Genomic DNA, 18,153 nt, shown 5'->3' with positions numbered 1-18,153 from the left:
CTTCTCCCGTTGTCGCCGGGCCCGTGCGGCCCGTTGTTTCCGACGACGTAAAAGCTACGTTGCGTTCACGAATTCGGCAACATGCTTATTGCGTTGCTATTCAGTAAGCGCAGGCCAAAGGGCATATTTCGTTGCAACGGCTATGACGCTAACGCAACGCAACAGAGGAGTGCGTTGCAATGATGGAAGAGTGAACGCTATAGTGGGACACACCACGGAACACGAAGGAGACCTGATGCCGGGAGGCCGACTCACCCAGCAGGAGCGCCAGCAGATCTCGCTGGGACTGGCCGACGGGCTCGCCTACGCGGAGATCGCACGGCGTCTCGACCGTCCGACCTCGACCATCACCCGCGAGGTGATGCGCAACGGCGGCCCCACCGCCTACCGCGCCGACCTCGCCCACCGCGCGACCGAACACCGCGCGCACCGGCGCAGGCAGGCCACCCCCCGGGATGCGAAGGCGGCCCCGCAGGCTCACGGCCGCGACGCCGAGGCGGTGCGCGAGTACGAGGAGGCGTTCACCACCCTCCTGATGCGGCAGGGCCTGCCGAAGATGATGTCCCGGGTGCTGACCTGCCTCTACACCGACGACACGGGCAGCCTCACCGCGTCGGAACTCGCCCGGCACCTCCAGGTCAGCCCGGCATCGATCTCCAAGGCCATCACCCAGCTCGAGAGCCAGGGCCTCATCCGCCGGGAACGCGACGAACGCCGCCGTGAGCGCTACATAGTCGACAACGACGTCTGGTACCAGGGCATGATCGCCGCCGCCCGCTCCAACGCCGAGCTGGCCGAGACCGCACGCCGGGGCGTCGCCCTCCTCGGCCCCGCCACCCCGGCCGCCACCCGCCTGGAGAACATCGCCCGCTTCGTCGACTTCGTCGGCGAGAGCCTGGCCCGCGCCGCGGAACAGGCCCGCGACATCCTCTACGCCCAGCCCGAGACACCCGAGACCGGCACCGCCGGGCCGGAGGCGGATCAGTGAGCGGCTGACGCGGACCGCTTACGCACGCGGAACGAGGGCCGCGACCGCAGAGGTTTCCTCACCGGCGGTGGACGCTGACGGCATAGCCGCCGCCGTCGTAGGGGTCCGCGTCCCAGGTGGCGAAGCGGTCGACGAGGGTGAAGCCGGCCGCGGCGCAGCAGTCGTCGTACTCCGGCAGCGTGATGCCGGGCGGAACGGGCAGGTGGGCCTCGTCCAGGCCGAAGCCGGCGACCATCAGGCCTCCCGGACGCAGGGCCGCGGCCAGACGCCCGACCACCGCGGCCTCGGTGCCCGCCGCGAGGAACGGGAACACGTTGCCCGCGGCGACCACGAGATCGAAGTCCGCCGCGATGCCGAGGAGGCCGGGCTCGAACCGGGTCAGGTCGGCCTGGAACCAGGGCAGTCCCGGCGCCCGCTCCCGCGCCACCGCCAGCATCGACGCGTCGAGATCGACCCCTACGCAGTCGTACCCGAGTTCCGCGAGGCGGATCATGACACGTCCGGTGCCGCACCCGGCGTCCAGCACGCGCGCTCCGGCGGGTACCAGCGCGGCGCAGAACCGGGCCTCACCGTGCACGTCCGTCCCGCTGCGGGCCAGGGCCGCGAACCGGGCGGCGTAGTCCTGTCCGGACGTCTCCCCGGTCAGCTCCTTCCAGCGGCTCATGAGGCCAACGATACGGGGGCCGTGTGCCGCGCGAAGACGCGCCCGCCTGCTCCGCGAGCATCGCCGGCGCACCCGAAAAGCGACAAGGGCCGCGACCCGGCAGGTCGTGGCCCTCATGTCCGTGCTCTCACGGTGAGTGTCCGAGGGGGGACTTGAACCCCCACGCCCGATAAAGGGCACTAGCACCTCAAGCTAGCGCGTCTGCCATTCCGCCACCCGGACAAGGTGTCTGCCGCCTGACCGGGGGTGTTCCCCGCGGCGACATGGACAACAATACCAAGACTTCGGAGTGCGTTTCACCTGCGTATCCGGGTGGTGGGCGGCGGGCGGGGAGCCTGGTGGGACCCGCCCGCCGGGGCGTACGGACGGTGACCGAACGGGTACGCGAGGCGGTCCGTCAGGGCATGAGCTGGTACTCCGGGAAGTTGCCGGGCGGCCGTTCGCCCGCCGGGCCCTGGGTGACGGCGCGGACCAGGAGTTCGCCGCCGACGAAGGCGCCGCGCCAGGAGGCGCCGAAGCCGCCGAAGAGTTCGTCGCGGTCGCCGCGGGAGCGGGGTGTGCCGTGGCCGATCTTGAAGGCGCGGATCTGCGGGGCCAGCCGATCGAAGGTGGCCCTGTCGTCCGTGGCGAGGGTGGCGACGAGGGCGCCGTTGGACGCGTTCATCGCGGCCAGCAGTTCCGCCTCGGTGTCGACCAGGACGATCGTGTCGACCGGGCCGAAGGGTTCCGCGTGGTGGAGCGGGGAGGAGCGGGGCGGGTTGAGCAGGGTGACCGGGTGGACGTAGGCCGAGGTGTCCTGGCCGGGGAGGAAGCGGGCGTCGGTGTCCTTGCCGCGGTACAGGGGGACGGCGCCTCGGTCGACGGCCTCCGCGACCTGGTCGCGCAGCTCCTTGGCCTTGGCCGCGTTGATCAGCGGGCCGAAGTCGAGGTCCGGGCAGGGGTCGGTCGCCCGCTCCACCGCCAGGGGGTGGCCGACCCGTACCTTGCGGACGGCCGGCAGGTAGGCCGCGAGGAAGGCGTCGAAGGAGTCGCGCTGGACCACGAAGCGCGGGTAGGCCGTGCAGCGCTGTTTGCCGTAGTCGAAGAGTTTCGGGACGACGGCCGTGAGCGCGTCCCAGTCCGAGTAGTTCCAGATGCCCCAGGTGTTCAGGCCCTCCTGTTCGAGGATGTGCCGTTTGCCGAGGTCGGCGACGGCCGTGGCGACGGCGGCGCCCGTGTCGCGGCCGCCGACGAAGGAGACGCAGCCGATCTCGGGGGCCCGGACGAGGGCCTGGGACAGCTCTCCCCCGCTGCCGCTGACCAGGGTGACGGGGAGTCCCTCGCGGGCGGCGAGCGCGCAGGCCAGGGTGAGGCAGGCGACTCCGCCGTCGGTGGGGGTCTTGGCGATGACGGCGTTGCCCGCGAGCGCCTGGACGAGCAGGGCGTGCACGAGGACGCTCATCGGGTAGTTCCAGCTCGCGATGTTGGAGACGGGGCCGTCCAGCGGGGCCCGGCCTTCGACCATCGGCTCGATGCCGTCGGCGTACCAGCGGACGCCGTCGATGGCGCGGTCCACGTCCGCCCTGGCGAGCCGCCAGGGCTTGCCGATCTCCCAGACGAGGAGGAGGGCGAGAAGTCCGCGGTGCTCGGTGAGGGCGTCGAGGGTGGCCGCGACCCGCGCCCGGCGCTCGGCGAGCGGGACGTGCCGCCAGGCGCGGTGCTGGTCGAGGGAGGCGGCCACGGCCTGGCGGGCGGTGGCCCGCTCCAGCCGGGGAGGGCCGGCGATGGGGCTGCCGTCGACCGGGCTGATGGCGGGCAGCGCCCGGCCGTCGGCCTGCCAGGCGGCGTTCCAGAGGTTGAGGACGCGGTCGTCCCGGAAGGCCTCGGGGGCGGCGGTGAGGCAGCGCTGCCAGGCCTCGGCCCAGGAAGTGCCGTTCTTGAGGGTGAGGGTGGGTGCCATTCGGTTGCTCCGCTTCCGGTGCACGGTCGGGGGCGGGAGGTACGGGGCTGGTCCGGCCGCACGGCTCGCGCCGCCGTGCGGGAGGTACGGGGCTGATCCGGCCGCACGGCTCGCGCCGCCGTGCGGGGAGGACGTCGTGCGGCGCCGGGGCTTTCGGCGGAGAGACCGCGTGGGCCGGGGCACAGTAGGGAAGCTACTGTCGCGGCAACATGTGCGACAGTGACCGCGTCTCGACTATGAGTGACCTCACGTGCCGTCGCGCAGCAGGGCGCGGGCGAGCCGGGCCGTCTCGGTCGGGGTGCCGCCCACGCGGACGCCGGCCGCTTCCAGGGCCGCCTTCTTCGCCCGGGCCGTACCGGCCGAGCCGGAGACGATGGCGCCCGCGTGGCCCATGGTGCGGCCGGCGTCCGCGTGGGCGGTGAACCCGGCGATGTAGCCGACGACGGGCTTGGTGACGTGGTCGCGGATGTACGCGGCCGCGCGTTCCTCCGCGTCGCCGCCGATCTCGCCGATGAGCGGGGCCGGCCCGGTCAGGTCGTGTCGCGCTCGTGGTAGGAGCGGCGGGTGTGTTCGGTGTGTTCCCGCATCAGGTCGGCGGCGCGCGGTGCGTCGTGGGCGGTGATCGCGGTGATCAGCTCGCGGTGCTCGATCCAGGACTGGCTGCCGCGCCGGCGGGCCACCGGGGTGTAGTACCACCGCACCCGGCGGTCGACCTGGGCGGCGAGCTCGGCGAGGACCGTGTTGCCGGCCAGGTCCATGATCTTGGCGTGGAAGGCGGCGTTCAGGGCGACCGCGCGGTCCACGTCGTCGTCGGTGACGGCCCGCTCGCCCTGGGCGCACAGCTCCTCGAGGGCGTCGGTGCCCGTCTGGTCGGCGTTCAGGGCGGCGAGCCGGGCTGCCTCGGCCTCCAGGAGCGTACGGACCGTCAGGAGCTGGTCGGCCTCCTCCTCGGTCGGCTCGTGCACGAACGCGCCCTGGGCCGGCCGCAGATCGACCCAGCCCTCGGTGTTCAGCCGTTGCAGCGCCTCGCGCACCGGCTGGCGGGAGACGCCGAGGTGTCCGGCGAGTTCGCTCTCCACCAGGTGCTGGCCCGGCCGCAGGGCGCGGGTGGTGATGAGTTCCAGCAGGGCCTCGTACACGCGGTCGCGCAGCGGTCCGGGCCGCTCCAGTTTGGGTACGGCTCCCTGCGGCAGTCCGGTCGACAACATCACGGTCCCCCTCCTCGGCAGGCCGGCACAGCCGTGCGCCAATGGAGCCAGTATCAATTGTCTATCGTCTACAGTCTACGGTGCACAAATGGCCAGGGGCAGTTGAAAGTCGAACGCGTCACACGCCGGTGCGTGCGTCACGGACACCGGACGACCTGTCCCGCGTAGGACAGGTTGCCGCCGAAGCCGAACAGCAGGGCCGCGTCGCCGCTGCGGACCGCGCCCCGCTCCAGCAGCTTGGAAAGGGCGAGCGGGATGCTTGCCGCCGAGGTGTTTCCGGACTCGGTGACATCGCGCGCGACCACCGCGTTCACGGCACCCAGCTTCCGCGCGAGCGGCTCGATGATGCGCAGGTTGGCCTGGTGCAGGACGACCGCGGCGAGGTCGGCGGGGTCGATCCCGGCCCTCTCGCAGGCGCGCCGGGCGATGGGCGGGAGCTGTGTGGTGGCCCAGCGGTAGACGCTCTGCCCCTCCTGCGCGAACCGGGGCGGGGTGCCCTCGATGCGCACCGCGTTGCCCATCTCCGGTACCGATCCCCACAGCACCGGTCCGATGCCGGGCTGCTGGCCCGGCGCGCACGCCTCGACCACGGCGGCCCCGGCCCCGTCGCCCACCAGCACGCAGGTACTGCGGTCGCTCCAGTCGGTGACCTCGGACATCTTGTCGGCGCCGATCACCAGCGCCCGGGTCGCGGCGCCCGCCCGTACCGTGTGATCGGCGGTGGCGAGGGCGTGGGTGAACCCGGCGCAGACGACGTTGACGTCCATGGCGGCCGGCCGCGGGATGCCGAGGCGGGCGGCCACCCGGGCGGCGGTGTTCGGGGAGCGGTCGATGGCGGTGGAGGTGGCCACCAGCACCAGGTCGATGTCGGCGGGCGTGAGCCCGGCGGCGGCGAGTGCCTTGGCGGCGGCGTGCGCGGCGAGTTCGTCGACCGGCTCGTCGGGGCCCGCGATGTGCCGGGTCCGGATGCCCACCCGGCCGCGGATCCACTCGTCGCTGGTGTCGACCATGCCGGCCAGGTCGTCGTTGGTGAGCACCCTGGCGGGCTGGTAGTGGCCGATGGCCGCGATGCGCGAGCCGTGCATGTCGGGGATCCCCTCGTTGCCGTGGGTTGCGGGATCCCTCAGTCTGGCCAGTGACCCGCCAGTACGGCGGCAGGCGAGGACACAGGAATCGGGCGTCCGGGTTGTCGGCTTCCGTCACACCCTCGGACGCCCGACCATTCACCCCGTGAACAACTGCGTCGCCTTCCGTACCAGCTCGTATACCCCGTAGGCGAGTGGCGCCTCCACCCACAGCCAGGCGAGGACGATCAGACCCGGGCGGTCAGGCGGGCTGCTGTCGCTGGGCATCTACGTCGTGATGAGGCCCGGGAACGCCTGCCGGGTGTGCGTGGTGGAGGTGGAGGGGTCGCGGACGCTCGTCCCCACCTGCTCCCGCCGGCCCGAACCCGGGATGGAGGTGCGCACCGGCACCGAACGGGCCCGGCACAGCCGCGAGACCGTCCTGGAGCTGCTCGCGTCCTCGGTCGACCTGTCGACGACCCCGGGGGCTGCCGAGTGGATCAAGGAGTACGAGCGGAGCCGGACCGGTTCGGCCCCGACGCCGCGCGGCTGGGTGAGGAGCCGAGGTCGGCAACGAGCTGTACGTGCGCGACTACGACAAGTGCGTGCTGTGCTACAAGTGCGTCGACGCCTGCGGGGAGCAGTGGCAGAACACCTTCGCCATCGCGGTCGCCGGCCGGGGCTTCGACGCGCGGATCGCCGTCGAGCACGACGGCCGCTGACCGACTCGGCCTGCGCGTACGGCGGGAACCGCGTCGAGGTGCGCCCGACCGGGGCACTGTCGTTCAGGTCGGAGTTCGACATGCGGGCGGCGGGTACCTGGGACGAGTCCGGGCAGACGGAGACGACGACGGTGTGCGCCCACTGCGGAGTGGGCTGCAACCTCACGCTCCATGTGCAGGACAATGAGATCGTCAAGGTCACCTCACCGCACGACAACCCGGTGACCCACGGCACCCTCTGCATCAAGGGCCGTTTCGGCTACCAGCACGTACAGAACCGGGGCTGATCAGGACATGGGACGAGTCACGGAACGCCGCAAGGTCCTCCGCATCCGGGACGGGGCGATCTCCACCCGGCCGGACACGCTCGTCGCCGAGGAACCGCTGGAGATCCGGCTGAACGGCAAGCCCCTCGCGATCACCATGCGCACACCGGGCGACGACTTCGCGCTGGCGGCCGGGTTCCTGGTGAGCGAGGGCGTGCTGGGCACCGCCTCCGATCTGCTGAACATCGTCTACTGCGCGGGGGCGACCGCGGACGGATCCAACACGTACAACGTGGTCGACGTGAAGACCGCCCCGGGCGTGGCGCTGCCCGACTTCAGCCTGGAGCGGAACGTGTACACGTCCTCCTCGTGCGGGCTGTGCGGCAAGGCCAGCCTGGACGCCGTCCGCACCACCACGCGCTGGCCGATCGCCGACACTCCCCCGGTCCGGGTCACCCCCGAGCTGCTGGCGGGCCTGCCCGACCGGCTGCGGGCGGCCCAGCGGGTCTTCGACCGCACCGGAGGCCTGCACGCGGCGGCCCTGTTCGGGGAGGACGGGGAGCTGGTGGACGTACGGGAGGACGTGGGCCGGCACAACGCTGTCGACAAGCTGGTCGGGCGTGCGCTGCAGAACAGCGGGCTGCCGTTGTCGCGCACGATCCTGCTGGTCTCGGGCCGCGCCTCGTTCGAGCTGGCGCAGAAGGCCGTGATGGCGGGCATCCCGGTGCTCGCGGCCGTGTCGGCGCCCTCGTCGCTGGCCGTCGACCTGGCCGCCGAGACGGGCCTGACCCTGGTGGGCTTCCTGCGGGGCAGCTCGATGAACGTGTACGCGGGCGAGGACCGCGTCGCCCTGCCGGCTACGGCCGCGCAGCGCTGACCGGCTCCCCGCGGCACGGCGGCGGGGCCCTGCCGGCGGGGAGCGCCCCCTGCGCCGCGGGGGCTCCGCTGATCGGCCGGCCGATCAGCCGCGCGGGAGACGCGAACGATCGGCCTCTGCCGCGCGTGAGACGCGGTCGGCCGGCCGGTCAGCCGCTCGTGGGGCGCAGGTCACGCGCCTTGACCACGGTGCCCAGCCGCGGGAAGTCGAGCCGGACCGACGCCTCGTGCTCGGGGGATGTGAGCGCGGCCATGGCGTCCTCGACGAAGATCAGGTCGTAGCCGAGGTCGGCGGCGGCGCGGGCGGTGGACTCGACGCCGAGGTTGGTGGCGATGCCGCCGAACACCAGCGTGCGGATGCCGCGTTCACGCAGCCGCTCGTCGAGGTCCGTGCCCTGGAAGCCGCCGAGGGTGCGTTTGACCACCTCCACGTCGCCGTCCCGGCGCAGCCCGGCCACCAGACCGCTGCCGGGCGGCTGTTCGGCGACCGCGGGGCGTTCGACCCGGATCAGCACGACGAGCGCCCCGGCCGCGCGGAAGGCGGCGGCCAGTTCCTCGGCGGTGGTGAGCACCTCGGTGCCCTTGCGGGGCTCCAGGGGCAGCGCGACGACGCGATCCATCAGGTCGACGAGGACGAGGGCGGTGCGCCGGGGGTCCAGCGCGGGAGCTGCGGTCATGACGGAACGTTAACCGCCGTCAGCCGACGGTGCCGGAAATCCGGATCAACAGGCCCATGAACTGATCGCGTTCAGTCGTCGACAGCGGGGCGAGCAGTTCGTCGTTGGCCTCGCGGGCCGCCTTCTCGCAGCGGACGAGCAGACGGGCGCCGTCCTCGGTGAGGGACACGGCGTTCTTGCGCCGGTCCTTCGGGTCGGGGGCCCGCAGGACGAAACCGGCGGACTGCAGGTCGTTGAGGACGCCGACCAGGTCCTTGGCGTCGAGGCCGACCCCGCGGCCGAGGTCGGCCTGGGCGACCGGCGCCAGGTCGCGGACGGCGGAGAGGACCACGTGGTGCCACATCTTCATGCCCTCGGCCGCGAGGGCGTCGGCGACCAGGGCGCGGCCACGGGCGGCGGCCCGGCCGAGGACCCAGCTCGGCAGGGCGCGGATGGCGGGGAGGGGGGCTTCGGCCATGACGGCAGCCTAGCCAGAAACCCTTGGACTTCCCAACGAACGTTCCAGTACCGTTGGGACCGCCAACGAATTCATGGGGGTTCCCAACGATCCGCCCGGGGTGTGCCCGGCGTCTGGAGGCTGCGATGCGTCGCGTCCGCTACGAATCCACCGGCGGCCCGCTGTTCATCGAGGAGGCCGCCGTGCCCGAGCCCGGCGCCGGGGAGCTGCTGGTGCGCTGCGAGGCGGTCGGGGTCACGCTGCCCGTCGTCCGCAAGGTGGCCGAGGCCGCCGAGCCGGTGCCGCTGGGCGGCGAGATCGCCGGGACGGTGGTGGCCGTCGGCGAGGGCGTGAGCCGCTTCCGGGCCGGCGACCGGGTGACCGGGCTGTGCTTCAGCCACGGCTACGCCGACTTCGCCCTGCTGCGCGAGGCGATGGCCTCCCCCGTCCCCGACGGCGCGACCTGTGTCGACGCGGTCGCGCTGGTGCGCAGCGGGCTGGTGGCCCTCGGCGCGCTGCACGCGGCGGGGCCCATGCGCGGTGAGGCGGTGCTGGTCACGGCCGCGGCGAGCGGGGTCGGGCAGCTCGCGGTGCGGCTGGCGCGGGTTCGGGGGGCGCGGCGGGTGGTGGGCGCCGTCTCCGATCCGGCGAAGACCGGCTTCGTCCGCTCGCTCGGCGCGGACGACTGCGTCCGGTACGGCGACGAGCGGTGGGGGGAGCCGTACGACTGCGTACTGGACGCGGTCGGCGGTGACCTGCTCAGCCCCGCTCTCGCGGCGCTCGCCCCACACGGCCGGCTGGTCGCCTACAGCTCCGGCGGCGGCACGATCCGGGCGTACGACCTGCTGGTCGGCGCCAAGTCGGTGATCGGCTTCCAGATGGCGCTGATCGCCGGCGGCCGGCCGGAGCTGTACGAGCGGTGGCGGCGGGAGCTGTGGCGGCTGTTCTCCGACGGCACCCTCAAGCCCGCCGTGCACGGCGAGTTCACGCTGGAGGACGTGGCGAAGGCGCACGAGACGATCGCGGCACGGGCCAACCTCGGCAAGGTCGTCCTACGGCCGTAGCGGCACCGCGGGCTTCCGGTGGCGCACGCTTCTTGTGGGGTGCCCGGGCCCCAACTACCTTCGAAAAGACGCACGTTGGACATGGGATGTCCGAATGTCCGGCCGACGAAGGGCAGGCCCCACCATGCCGTCAGGTCTCCGCGCCCGTCTCAGATCCGCACTGGCCACCACCGTCACCACGGCCGCGCTGCTCGTGGCGCCGTTCGCCCACTCCCACCCGGCGCAGGCCCAACCCACCGCCGGATCGGCCGAGTTCGAGCAGCAGATCCTCTTCAAGGCCGCGCAGGACCCCGGTTACGCCTGCTTCCGCATCCCGGCGGTCGTGCGGACCGCCGACGGCTCGCTGCTGGCGTTCGCCGAGGGCCGGGTCCTCAACTGCGGGGACGCGGCCGACATCGACATCGTGCTCAGGCGTTCCACCGACGGCGGCCGCACCTGGGGCCCGCTGCGGGTGGTCAACGAAGGCGCCGGCGACACCCACGGCAACCCGGCACCGGTGGTGGACCGGGACACCGGCCGCGTGTGGCTCGCGGAGACGTACAACACCGGCCGCACCGACAGCGCGGGCTGCGCCGTGCCCTGCGACCGCACCCCGCACCTGCAGTACAGCGACGACGACGGCCTCACCTGGTCCCCGCCGCGTGACCTGAGCCCCGAGATCCTGCCCGCCGACTGGAACTCCTGGTACGCGACCGGGCCCGTGCACGGCGTCCAGCTGACCCGCGGCCGGTACGCCGGCCGGCTGGTGTTCGGCGTCAACACCGAGACCTGGGACGGCAGCCGGGTCACCGCCAACCACGCGGCGCTCGTCGTCAGCGACGACCACGGCGGCCACTGGCGCGTCGGCGCCACCGACACCTGGCCGATCGCCGCCGACGGAACCTTCCGGCAGAAGCCCTCCGAGCTGACCCTCACCGAGCGCCGGGACGGCTCCGTGCTGGTCAGCGGCCGGGAACAGGACGGCACCGACCTCGGCCACCGCACCCAGGCCGTCAGCCGGGACGGCGGCGGCAGCTTCGCCGGGCCCTTTCACGACCTGCCGGACCTCTACACGCCGCAGGTGCAGGGCGCCGTGCTGCGCCTGGGCGACCGCCTCCTGCTCTCCTGCCCCGCCGATCCCGACCGCCGCCGCACGATGATGATCCGTTCCTCGTACGACGGCGGCCGGACCTGGGACAGCGTGGACCGCGGCACCGTCGTCACCACGGACTGGTCCGGCTACTCGGACCTGGTGCGGGCCGGACGTGACTCGGTGGGCCTGCTGTACGAGGGCGGGGCGGCCGACGCGCGCGACGAGATCCGCTTCGCCCGCTTCACCGAGGACTGGCTAGCCCCGCGCCGTGGCCCGGATCCGCGGACCGCCGACCTGGCTCCGCACGCCCGCCCCGCGGCGGTGCTCGGCGGCGCCGGGAGCACGGACGGCGTATCGGGCGGTGCGCTCCGGTTCGACGGCACCGACGACGCCGTACGCCTGCCCTTCCGCGCCGGGCTCCCGCTCGGCGCCGGGGACTTCACCGCGTCACTGTGGTTCCGTTACACGGCGACCGCCGGGGAGCAGCCGCTGCTGTGGATGGGCGGCATCGGCACCAGCCAGCCCCAGGTGTGGCTGCGTGCCGAGCCGGCGAACGGCAGGGTGCAGGGCCTCATCACGGTGCGGGACGGCGCGGCCGCGCCCCGTACCGCGTACGTGCGCACCGCGACCGCGTACAACGACGGCCAGTGGCACCACGCGGTGCTGCGCCGGGGCGACGGCGGGCTGTCGCTGTCCGTCGACGGCATGCGGACGGCCGCCGCCGATGTGCCGGGCTCGGTCAGCCGCAACTCCCCCTTCGGGGTGCACATCGGCCAGCGCATGGACAGCCGCGCCTTCTTCACCGGCGCGATCGACGAGGTGCGCGTCTGGAACCGCGCCCTGTCCGACCCGGATTTGTCCGACCCGAAGGTGCTGCGGTCCCCGAAGGACACCGTGCTGTGGCTGCCGCTGGACCGGGTCGGCGGCTGACGACGGGCACCGGGTCCACGGCTGACGACGGGAAACGGACCTGCGGCCGTCGGCGGCACCGGGTCCACGGCTGGCGGCGGGCGCTGGAGCCCGCGGCTGACGACGGGCACCGGATCCGCGGTCGGCGACGGACTTCGGATCGGCTGCCGGCATCGGCCGGGCCCGCCTCAGCGGGAGCCGGTGCCGACCCTGGTGCGTGACTCCGCGCCCGGCCCGGCCGGTGCCTCGGCGGCCTCGGGGTCGTGGGCGCGCCGCTTGGCGATGACCGCGCACACCATGAGCTGCATCTGGTGGAAGAGCATCAGCGGCAGCACGGCCAGCGAGGCGTGGGCGCCGAACAGGACGCTCGCCATGGGCAGACCGGAGGCGAGGGACTTCTTGGACCCGGCGAACTGGATCGCGATCCGGTCCGCCCGGCCGAACCCGAGCGCCCGGGCGCCGTACCAGGTCAGCAGCAGCATCACGGCCAGGAGCACGCCCTCGACGGCGAGCAGCGCTCCCAGCCGGACGGCGCTGACCTGGTGCCAGATGCCCTGGGTCATGCCCTCGCTGAACGCGGTGTAGACGACCAGCAGGATCGAGCCGCGGTCGACCAGGCCGAGCACCTTCTTGTGCCGGGCGACGAAGCCGCCGATCCACCGGCGCAGCACCTGCCCGGCGACGAACGGCACCAGCAGTTGCAGCACGATCTTCACCAGCGAGTCGGCGGAGAACCCGCCGCCGCTGTTGCCCAGCAGGGCGGCCGCCAGCAGCGGGGTGGCGACGATGCCGACCAGCGAGGAGAACGAGCCCGCGCAGATGGCGGCGGGCACGTTGCCGCGGGCGATCGAGGTGAACGCGATCGACGACTGGATCGTGGACGGCACCAGCGTCAGGAACAGCAGCCCCTGGTACAGCGGCTGGGTGAGCAGCACCGGCACCAGTCCGCGGGCGGCCAGTCCCAGCACCGGGAAGACCACGAAGGTGCAGGCCAGCACCGTGCCGTGCAGACGCCAGTGGCGCAGGCCGTCCAGCGCCTCGCGGGTGGAGAGCCGGGCGCCGTAGAGGAAGAACAGGAAGGCGATCGCCGCCGTGGACGCACCGGAGGCGACGTCCGCACCCGTGCCGTGGGCCGGGAGGAGCGCCGCGATCCCCACCGTGCCGATCAGCAGCACGATGTACGGGTCGATCGGCATCCAGCTCGGCCAGTGCGGGCGTTTCACGGGGCTCCACTCGCTGTTCGTCGGGTACGTCCACGGGCCCGGAGGGCCTCTCTCCATCGTCCTCCTCCGTACGCCGATCGGGAATCCGGCATACCACTCTGACTGTCATCACGTTCAGCGATGACCATTAGGCTGCAGGTGTGTACGACCCCAACCATCTGCGCACCTTCCTGGCGGTGGCGCAGACGCTGAGCTTCACGCAGGCCGCCCGGCGTCTGGGGCTGCGCCAGTCGACGGTCAGCCAGCACGTGCGGCGGCTGGAGGACGCCGCCGGCCGCCAGCTCTTCGCCCGGGACACCCACTCGGTGGAGCTGACCGAGGACGGCGAGGCCATGCTGGGCTTCGCGCGCCGGCTGCTGGAGGTGCACGAGCAGGCGACGGCGTTCTTCACCGGCACCCGGGTGCGCGGGCGGCTGCGCTTCGGCGCCTCGGAGGACTTCGTCCTCACCCGGCTGCCGGAGATCCTGGAGCGCTTCCGTCACGACCATCCCGAGGTCGACCTGGAGCTGACCGTGGAGCTGTCCGGCACCCTGCACGAGCGTCTCGCGGCGGGCAAGCTGGACCTGGTGCTGGCCAAGCGGCGGCCCGAGGATCCGCGCGGCGAGCTGGTGTGGCGGGACGACCTGGTGTGGATCGGCGCCGAGAACCTGCGCCTGGACCCCGACCGCCCGGTCCCACTCATCGTGTATCCCCCGCCGGGCATCACCCGGGCCCGCGCCCTGGAGGCGCTGGAGGCCCAGGGCCGCGAGTGGCGGATCGTGTGCACCAGCGGCAGCCTCAACGGCCTCGTCGCCGCGGCCCGCGCCGGGCTGGGGGTCATGGCCCATTCCAGGCGCCTGATCCCGCCGGGCCTCTTCCGGCTGCCGGAGCGCCCGGCCCTGCCGGAACTGGGCAAGGTCGACTTCGTCCTGGTGCACGGCAGACGCCGGGGCGCAGCGGACGCCGCGGCGAACGCGCTGGCGGCGGCGATCCTGACGGGCGGCGACCGGCTGCACGGCCGTCAGCGTGACGGGCGCTGATACGTCAGCTGCGCCCGCCATGGGCCGGGACCGGGGCGGCGGCGCCGGCCGGTGCGGCACCGCGGAAGGAGGCGGTCCCCCGGCGCGGGTGCCGGCCCGGGCGGTGAGGACGGGGTGGTCCCCATGGCCCCGGGGGCCGCCGTTCCGGCACTCTGGCCAGGTCCGCAAGCGGTAATCGCGTCGTACAGATTCGGTGGAGATTACCGCCCCGTAAGTTACTGACTCGTCAGTATTGTGTCCGGCCCTTACCCATGTGAGGGTATTTTCCGGTCGTCGGCGGGCAGGACTGCGAGGTTTGCTCGTTTTCCGCGCCCCTCCCGCCCGGCTGACGGGTGGGGTAGCTTTCACGGCGCTGTGCGGAGCATCGCGGGCGTGACCGAAAAGCAAGGACGGGGAGCGAGGGATTGCACGAGTTCACCACCCCTCCATTGACGTCGGCGCCGCTGGTGGGCGGACTGGCCGACGCCGTCTTCGAGCATGCCCGGACGGACCCGCTGCACGTGGCACTGGGCCGCAAGGACGAGTCCGGGCAGTGGCGGGACGTGACCTCCGCCGAGTTCCGGGACGAGGTCCTCGCCCTGGCCAAGGGCCTGCTCGCCCGGGGCATCCGGTTCGGCGACCGGGTCGCCCTCATGTCCCGTACGCGCTACGAGTGGACCCTGTTCGACTTCGCGCTGTGGACGATCGGCGCGCAGGTGGTGCCGATCTATCCGACGTCCTCGGCCGAGCAGTGCTTCTGGATGCTGTACGACGCCGAGGTGACGGCGGCGATCGTGGAGCACGAGGACCACGCGATGACCATCGCCACCGTGATCGACCGGCTGCCGCAGCTTCGTGAGCTGTGGCAGCTCGACTCGGGCTGTGTGCAGGAGCTGTACGACGGCGGCGCCTACCTGGACGACGAGGTGGTGCACCGGCACCGGCAGGCGATCACCCCGGAGTCGGTCGCGACGATCATCTACACCTCGGGCACGACCGGCCGCCCCAAGGGCTGTGTGCTGTCCCACGGCAACCTCATGTACGAGGCGGACACGGTCATCCGTCGCTGGGAGCCGGTGTTCCACACCAAGAAGGGCGACGAGGCCTCCACCCTGCTCTTCCTGCCGCTCGCGCACGTCTTCGGCCGGATGGTCGAGGTCGCGACGATCCGCGGCGGGGTCCGTCTCGGACACCAGCCGCAGTTGCACGCCGCCGCCCTGCTGCCCGATCTGCAGGCCTTCCGGCCGACGTTCATCCTCGCCGTGCCGTACATCTTCGAGAAGGTGTTCAACTCGGCCCGGCGCAAGGCGGAGAAGGAGGGCCGGGACGGGCCCTTCGAGAAGGCCGTCGACATCGCGGTGAAGTACGCCGACGCCGTCGAGGCCAAGGCATGGGGCACCGGCCCCGGCCCGTCGGCCGGTCTGCGGATGCAGCACCAGCTCTTCGACAAGCTCGTGTACTCCAAGGTGCGTGCGGCCATGGGCGGCCGCATCCGCAACGCGATGTCGGGCGGCTCCGCGATGGACCGGCGGCTCGGCCTGTTCTTCGCCGGCGCCGGGGTGCAGATCTACGAGGGCTACGGCCTGACCGAGTCCTCGGCGGCCGCCACCGCCAACCCGCCCGAGCGCACCCGGTACGGCACCGTGGGTCAGCCCATCCCGGGCGTCACCGTGCACATCGCGGACGACGGCGAGGTCTGGCTGCACGGCGGCAACGTCTTCCAGGGCTACCTCAACAACCAGAAGGCCACCGACGGGACCCTGCACGACGGCTGGCTCGCCACCGGTGACCTCGGCGCCCTGGACGAGGACGGCTATCTGACGATCACCGGCCGCAAGAAGGAGATCCTGGTGACCTCCGGCGGCAAGAGCGTCTCCCCGGGGGTGCTGGAGGAGCGGGTGCGCGAGCATCCGCTGATCAACCAGTGCATCGTCGTCGGCAACGACCGGCCGTACATCGCCGCCCTGGTCACCCTCGACCAGGAGGCCGTCGAGCACTGGCTGCAGATGCGCGGCAAGCCACGGCTCACCCCCGCGCAACTGGTGCGCGACCCGGATCTGGAGACGGAGGTACGGCGGGCGGTCGTCGCCGCCAACACCCTGGTCTCCCAGGCCGAGTCGATCCGCACGTTCCGCATCCTGGCGCAGCCGTTCACCGAGGAGCACGGCCTGCTGACACCGTCCCTGAAGCTGAAGCGCAAGGCCATCGAGAAGGCGTACGTGGGCGAGGTCGAGGCGCTGTACCAGGCCTGAGCCGCCGCAGGCCGGCGGCGCCGGGCGGGATTTCCCGGCGCGGATCGAACCGTCAGGAATGCATCGGGACCCGTGATCGTTGACGATGGGCGTACCACCTGTCGACAACCGAAGGATCAACGAGCTCGTGAGCAGCAAGGTCCCCCCGATCATCCTCAACAACGGCGTCGAGATGCCCCAGCTGGGCTTCGGCGTCTGGCAGGTGCCGGACGACGAGGCCGAGCAGGCCGTCGCCACGGCACTCGAGGCCGGGTACCGCAGCATCGACACAGCGGCGATCTACGGCAACGAAGAGGGCACCGGCAAGGCCATCGCGGCCTCCGGCCTGCCCCGCGAGGACATCTTCGTCACCACCAAGCTCTGGAACAGCGACCAGGGGTACGACTCCACGCTGCGCGCGTTCGACGCGTCGCTGGAGAAGCTGGGTCTCGACTATCTGGACCTGTACCTCATCCACTGGCCGCTGCCGTCCCGGGACAACTACATCGACACCTACAAGGCGTTCGAGAAGCTGTACGCCGACGGCCGGGTGAAGGCGATCGGCGTCTCCAACTTCCTTCCCGACCACCTGCGCCGGCTCATCGCGGAGACCTCGGTCGTCCCGGCGGTCAACCAGATCGAGCTGCACCCGCACCTGCAGCAGCACCAGGCCCGTGAGATCCACGCGGAGCAGGGCGTCGCCACCGAGGCCTGGTCGCCGCTCGGCCAGGGCAAGGGCCTGCTGGAGGTGCCGGCGATCGTCGCCATCGCGCGCAAGCACGGCCGTACTCCGGCGCAGGTCGTGCTGCGCTGGCACGTCCAGCTCGGCAACGTCGTGATCCCGAAGTCCGTGACGCCGTCGCGGATCAAGGAGAACATCCAGGTGTTCGACTTCAGCCTGGACGACGAGGACCTCGCGGCCATCAGCGCCCTGAACGAGGACCGGCGCATCGGGCCGGACCCGGCCACGTTCGACCTGGGCTGACCCCGCACGGCGAACGGCCGTCCGCACCGCCGCGCGGGCGGTGCGGGCGGCCGTTTCCCGGACCCGCGGATTCAGCCGAGGCGCACCTCCGCGTGCACGACCTCGAACTCCTCCAGGCTCACGACGCTCACCCGCGCCTTCGCCACGCCCTCATGGCGGGCCGCCGCCTGGCCGGCCCGGGAGGCTGCCATCGAGGCGCGGTCGACGAACAGGGTGCCGACCTGGCCGCGGCCGCGCTCCCGGTCGATGAACAGAGCGGCCCGGGCGAGGCCCGGCAGGGTCTCCAGGCGCGGCAGGACGGCCGACCGGAACGTGTCCACGAACAGGCCGGCGTCCGCGGGATCGAACTCCACCCGGGACACGCGCAGCCCGCCGCCCATGCGCGGCACCTGCAGCGAGCGGTGGACGGCCACCTCGAGGTTCTCCACCGCCAGGGTGCCCGCGAACGGCTCCAGCAGCGCCTCCCTGTGCTGCCGCATCACGGTGTCGCTGTTGACGCGCGCCTCCTCGGACGCCCACCAGCTCACCGCCAGCAGCTTGCCCAGTTCGTGGTCGGTGAAGACGCCGGCCCCGAGGTAACCGGGGCGCTCCTCGAGCAGTTCACGTCCCTCGGTGTTCAGGGCCCGGACCGCCGTGTCGATCTTCGCGGGGTCTCCGGTCACGTAGACGGTGCGCACGAACATGACATCTCGCCTCCGCCGGCCCTGTGGCCTCTCGCCTCGACATGACCAGTCTTCCGTGTGCGGCAAATCCCCGCAAAACCGAACACAACGCCGACTCTCGCACAGAAGCTTGACGCGGGCATGCGCATGCGCGACCTTTTAGGCGCCC

General features: G+C 72.3%; 16 protein-coding genes, 1 tRNA gene and 2 pseudogenes. 8 read left to right on the top strand and 11 right to left on the bottom strand.

Translation table 11 applies throughout. The annotated features are described in order from the left end of the window. The first annotated feature begins 235 nt into the window (after positions 1–235). Positions 236–988, top strand: coding sequence for a helix-turn-helix domain-containing protein (locus tag ACZ6B1_RS01015; RefSeq protein ID WP_468773747.1), 753 nt, complete (start codon positions 236–238; stop codon positions 986–988). A gap of 58 nt (positions 989–1,046) precedes the next feature. Here ACZ6B1_RS01015 and ACZ6B1_RS01010 read toward each other — a convergent pair whose 3' ends face one another. From ACZ6B1_RS01010 to ACZ6B1_RS00980, 7 genes and pseudogenes are all read right to left on the bottom strand, one after another. Then, positions 1,047–1,652, bottom strand: a complete 606-nt coding sequence (locus tag ACZ6B1_RS01010) for a class I SAM-dependent methyltransferase (protein ID WP_468773745.1) — start codon at positions 1,650–1,652, stop codon at positions 1,047–1,049. 137 nt (positions 1,653–1,789) lie between these two features. Further along, positions 1,790–1,874 (bottom strand) — tRNA-Leu (locus tag ACZ6B1_RS01005). Positions 1,875–2,049: 175 nt separating this feature from the next. After that, on the bottom strand, positions 2,050–3,591 hold the full coding sequence (locus tag ACZ6B1_RS01000) for an aldehyde dehydrogenase family protein (RefSeq protein WP_468773743.1): 1,542 nt from the start codon (positions 3,589–3,591) through the stop codon (positions 2,050–2,052). A gap of 246 nt (positions 3,592–3,837) precedes the next feature. Continuing rightward, positions 3,838–4,107: pseudogene (locus ACZ6B1_RS00995) on the bottom strand (succinate--CoA ligase subunit alpha); the annotation flags it as partial. A gap of 14 nt (positions 4,108–4,121) precedes the next feature. Continuing rightward, positions 4,122–4,799, bottom strand: coding sequence for a GntR family transcriptional regulator (locus ACZ6B1_RS00990; protein ID WP_468775987.1), 678 nt, complete (start codon positions 4,797–4,799; stop codon positions 4,122–4,124). Positions 4,800–4,936: 137 nt separating this feature from the next. Then, entirely contained in the window at positions 4,937–5,884 is a 948-nt protein-coding gene (locus tag ACZ6B1_RS00985; RefSeq protein WP_468773741.1) for a beta-ketoacyl-ACP synthase III, read from the bottom strand. A gap of 138 nt (positions 5,885–6,022) precedes the next feature. After that, a complete protein-coding gene (locus ACZ6B1_RS00980; RefSeq protein ID WP_468773739.1) occupies positions 6,023–6,151 on the bottom strand; it encodes an MFS transporter small subunit in 129 nt (42 codons plus the stop codon). 10 nt (positions 6,152–6,161) lie between these two features. Here ACZ6B1_RS00980 and ACZ6B1_RS00975 point away from each other — a divergent pair. Both ACZ6B1_RS00975 and fdhD read left to right on the top strand, forming a co-directional pair. Next, a pseudogene (locus tag ACZ6B1_RS00975) lies at positions 6,162–6,872 on the top strand (2Fe-2S iron-sulfur cluster-binding protein); the annotation flags it as partial. A gap of 7 nt (positions 6,873–6,879) precedes the next feature. Next, positions 6,880–7,728 carry a formate dehydrogenase accessory sulfurtransferase FdhD gene (gene fdhD, locus ACZ6B1_RS00970; RefSeq protein ID WP_468773737.1) on the top strand — a complete coding sequence of 283 codons (849 nt, stop codon included), beginning with the start codon at positions 6,880–6,882 and terminating at the stop codon, positions 7,726–7,728. Positions 7,729–7,876: 148 nt separating this feature from the next. Here fdhD and ACZ6B1_RS00965 read toward each other — a convergent pair whose 3' ends face one another. Then, positions 7,877–8,404 (bottom strand): isochorismatase family protein, encoded by a 528-nt coding sequence (locus ACZ6B1_RS00965; RefSeq protein ID WP_468773735.1) that lies wholly within the window; start codon positions 8,402–8,404, stop codon positions 7,877–7,879. Positions 8,405–8,423: 19 nt separating this feature from the next. Next, positions 8,424–8,861: a MarR family winged helix-turn-helix transcriptional regulator gene (locus ACZ6B1_RS00960; protein ID WP_390058101.1), complete on the bottom strand. Its 438-nt coding sequence runs from the start codon at positions 8,859–8,861 to the stop codon at positions 8,424–8,426. Positions 8,862–8,986: 125 nt separating this feature from the next. Here ACZ6B1_RS00960 and ACZ6B1_RS00955 point away from each other — a divergent pair, with 125 nt between their 5' ends. Beyond that, positions 8,987–9,904, top strand: coding sequence for a quinone oxidoreductase family protein (locus tag ACZ6B1_RS00955; RefSeq protein WP_468773733.1), 918 nt, complete (start codon positions 8,987–8,989; stop codon positions 9,902–9,904). A 124-nt stretch (positions 9,905–10,028) separates the two neighbouring features. Further along, entirely contained in the window at positions 10,029–11,906 is a 1,878-nt protein-coding gene (locus ACZ6B1_RS00950; protein ID WP_468773731.1) for an exo-alpha-sialidase, read from the top strand. A gap of 167 nt (positions 11,907–12,073) precedes the next feature. Here the strand turns inward: ACZ6B1_RS00950 and ACZ6B1_RS00945 are convergent, their stop codons facing one another. Continuing rightward, a complete protein-coding gene (locus tag ACZ6B1_RS00945) occupies positions 12,074–13,108 on the bottom strand; it encodes a bile acid:sodium symporter family protein (RefSeq protein WP_468773729.1) in 1,035 nt (344 codons plus the stop codon). A 140-nt stretch (positions 13,109–13,248) separates the two neighbouring features. Here ACZ6B1_RS00945 and ACZ6B1_RS00940 point away from each other — a divergent pair, with 140 nt between their 5' ends. The 3 genes from ACZ6B1_RS00940 to ACZ6B1_RS00930 all read left to right on the top strand — a co-directional run bounded on the left by ACZ6B1_RS00940 (position 13,249) and on the right by ACZ6B1_RS00930 (position 17,322). Continuing rightward, positions 13,249–14,127 carry a LysR substrate-binding domain-containing protein gene (locus ACZ6B1_RS00940; RefSeq protein WP_468773726.1) on the top strand — a complete coding sequence of 293 codons (879 nt, stop codon included), beginning with the start codon at positions 13,249–13,251 and terminating at the stop codon, positions 14,125–14,127. Positions 14,128–14,531: 404 nt separating this feature from the next. Beyond that, positions 14,532–16,358, top strand: coding sequence for an AMP-dependent synthetase/ligase (locus ACZ6B1_RS00935; RefSeq protein WP_468773724.1), 1,827 nt, complete (start codon positions 14,532–14,534; stop codon positions 16,356–16,358). Between the two features lie 127 nt (positions 16,359–16,485). Next, positions 16,486–17,322 (top strand): aldo/keto reductase, encoded by an 837-nt coding sequence (locus ACZ6B1_RS00930; protein WP_468773722.1) that lies wholly within the window; start codon positions 16,486–16,488, stop codon positions 17,320–17,322. Between the two features lie 71 nt (positions 17,323–17,393). Here ACZ6B1_RS00930 and ACZ6B1_RS00925 read toward each other — a convergent pair whose 3' ends face one another. Further along, the gene (locus ACZ6B1_RS00925) at positions 17,394–18,005 is read right to left on the bottom strand and encodes a hypothetical protein (RefSeq protein ID WP_468773720.1); all 612 of its coding nucleotides are present in this window, start codon (positions 18,003–18,005) and stop codon (positions 17,394–17,396) included. Positions 18,006–18,153: the final 148 nt, after the last annotated feature.

This window comes from Streptomyces sp. NPDC041129 (genome assembly GCF_055592265.1).
The sequence above is the reverse complement of the archived record's forward strand: the minus strand, read 5'-3'. Positions and strand labels throughout refer to the sequence as shown.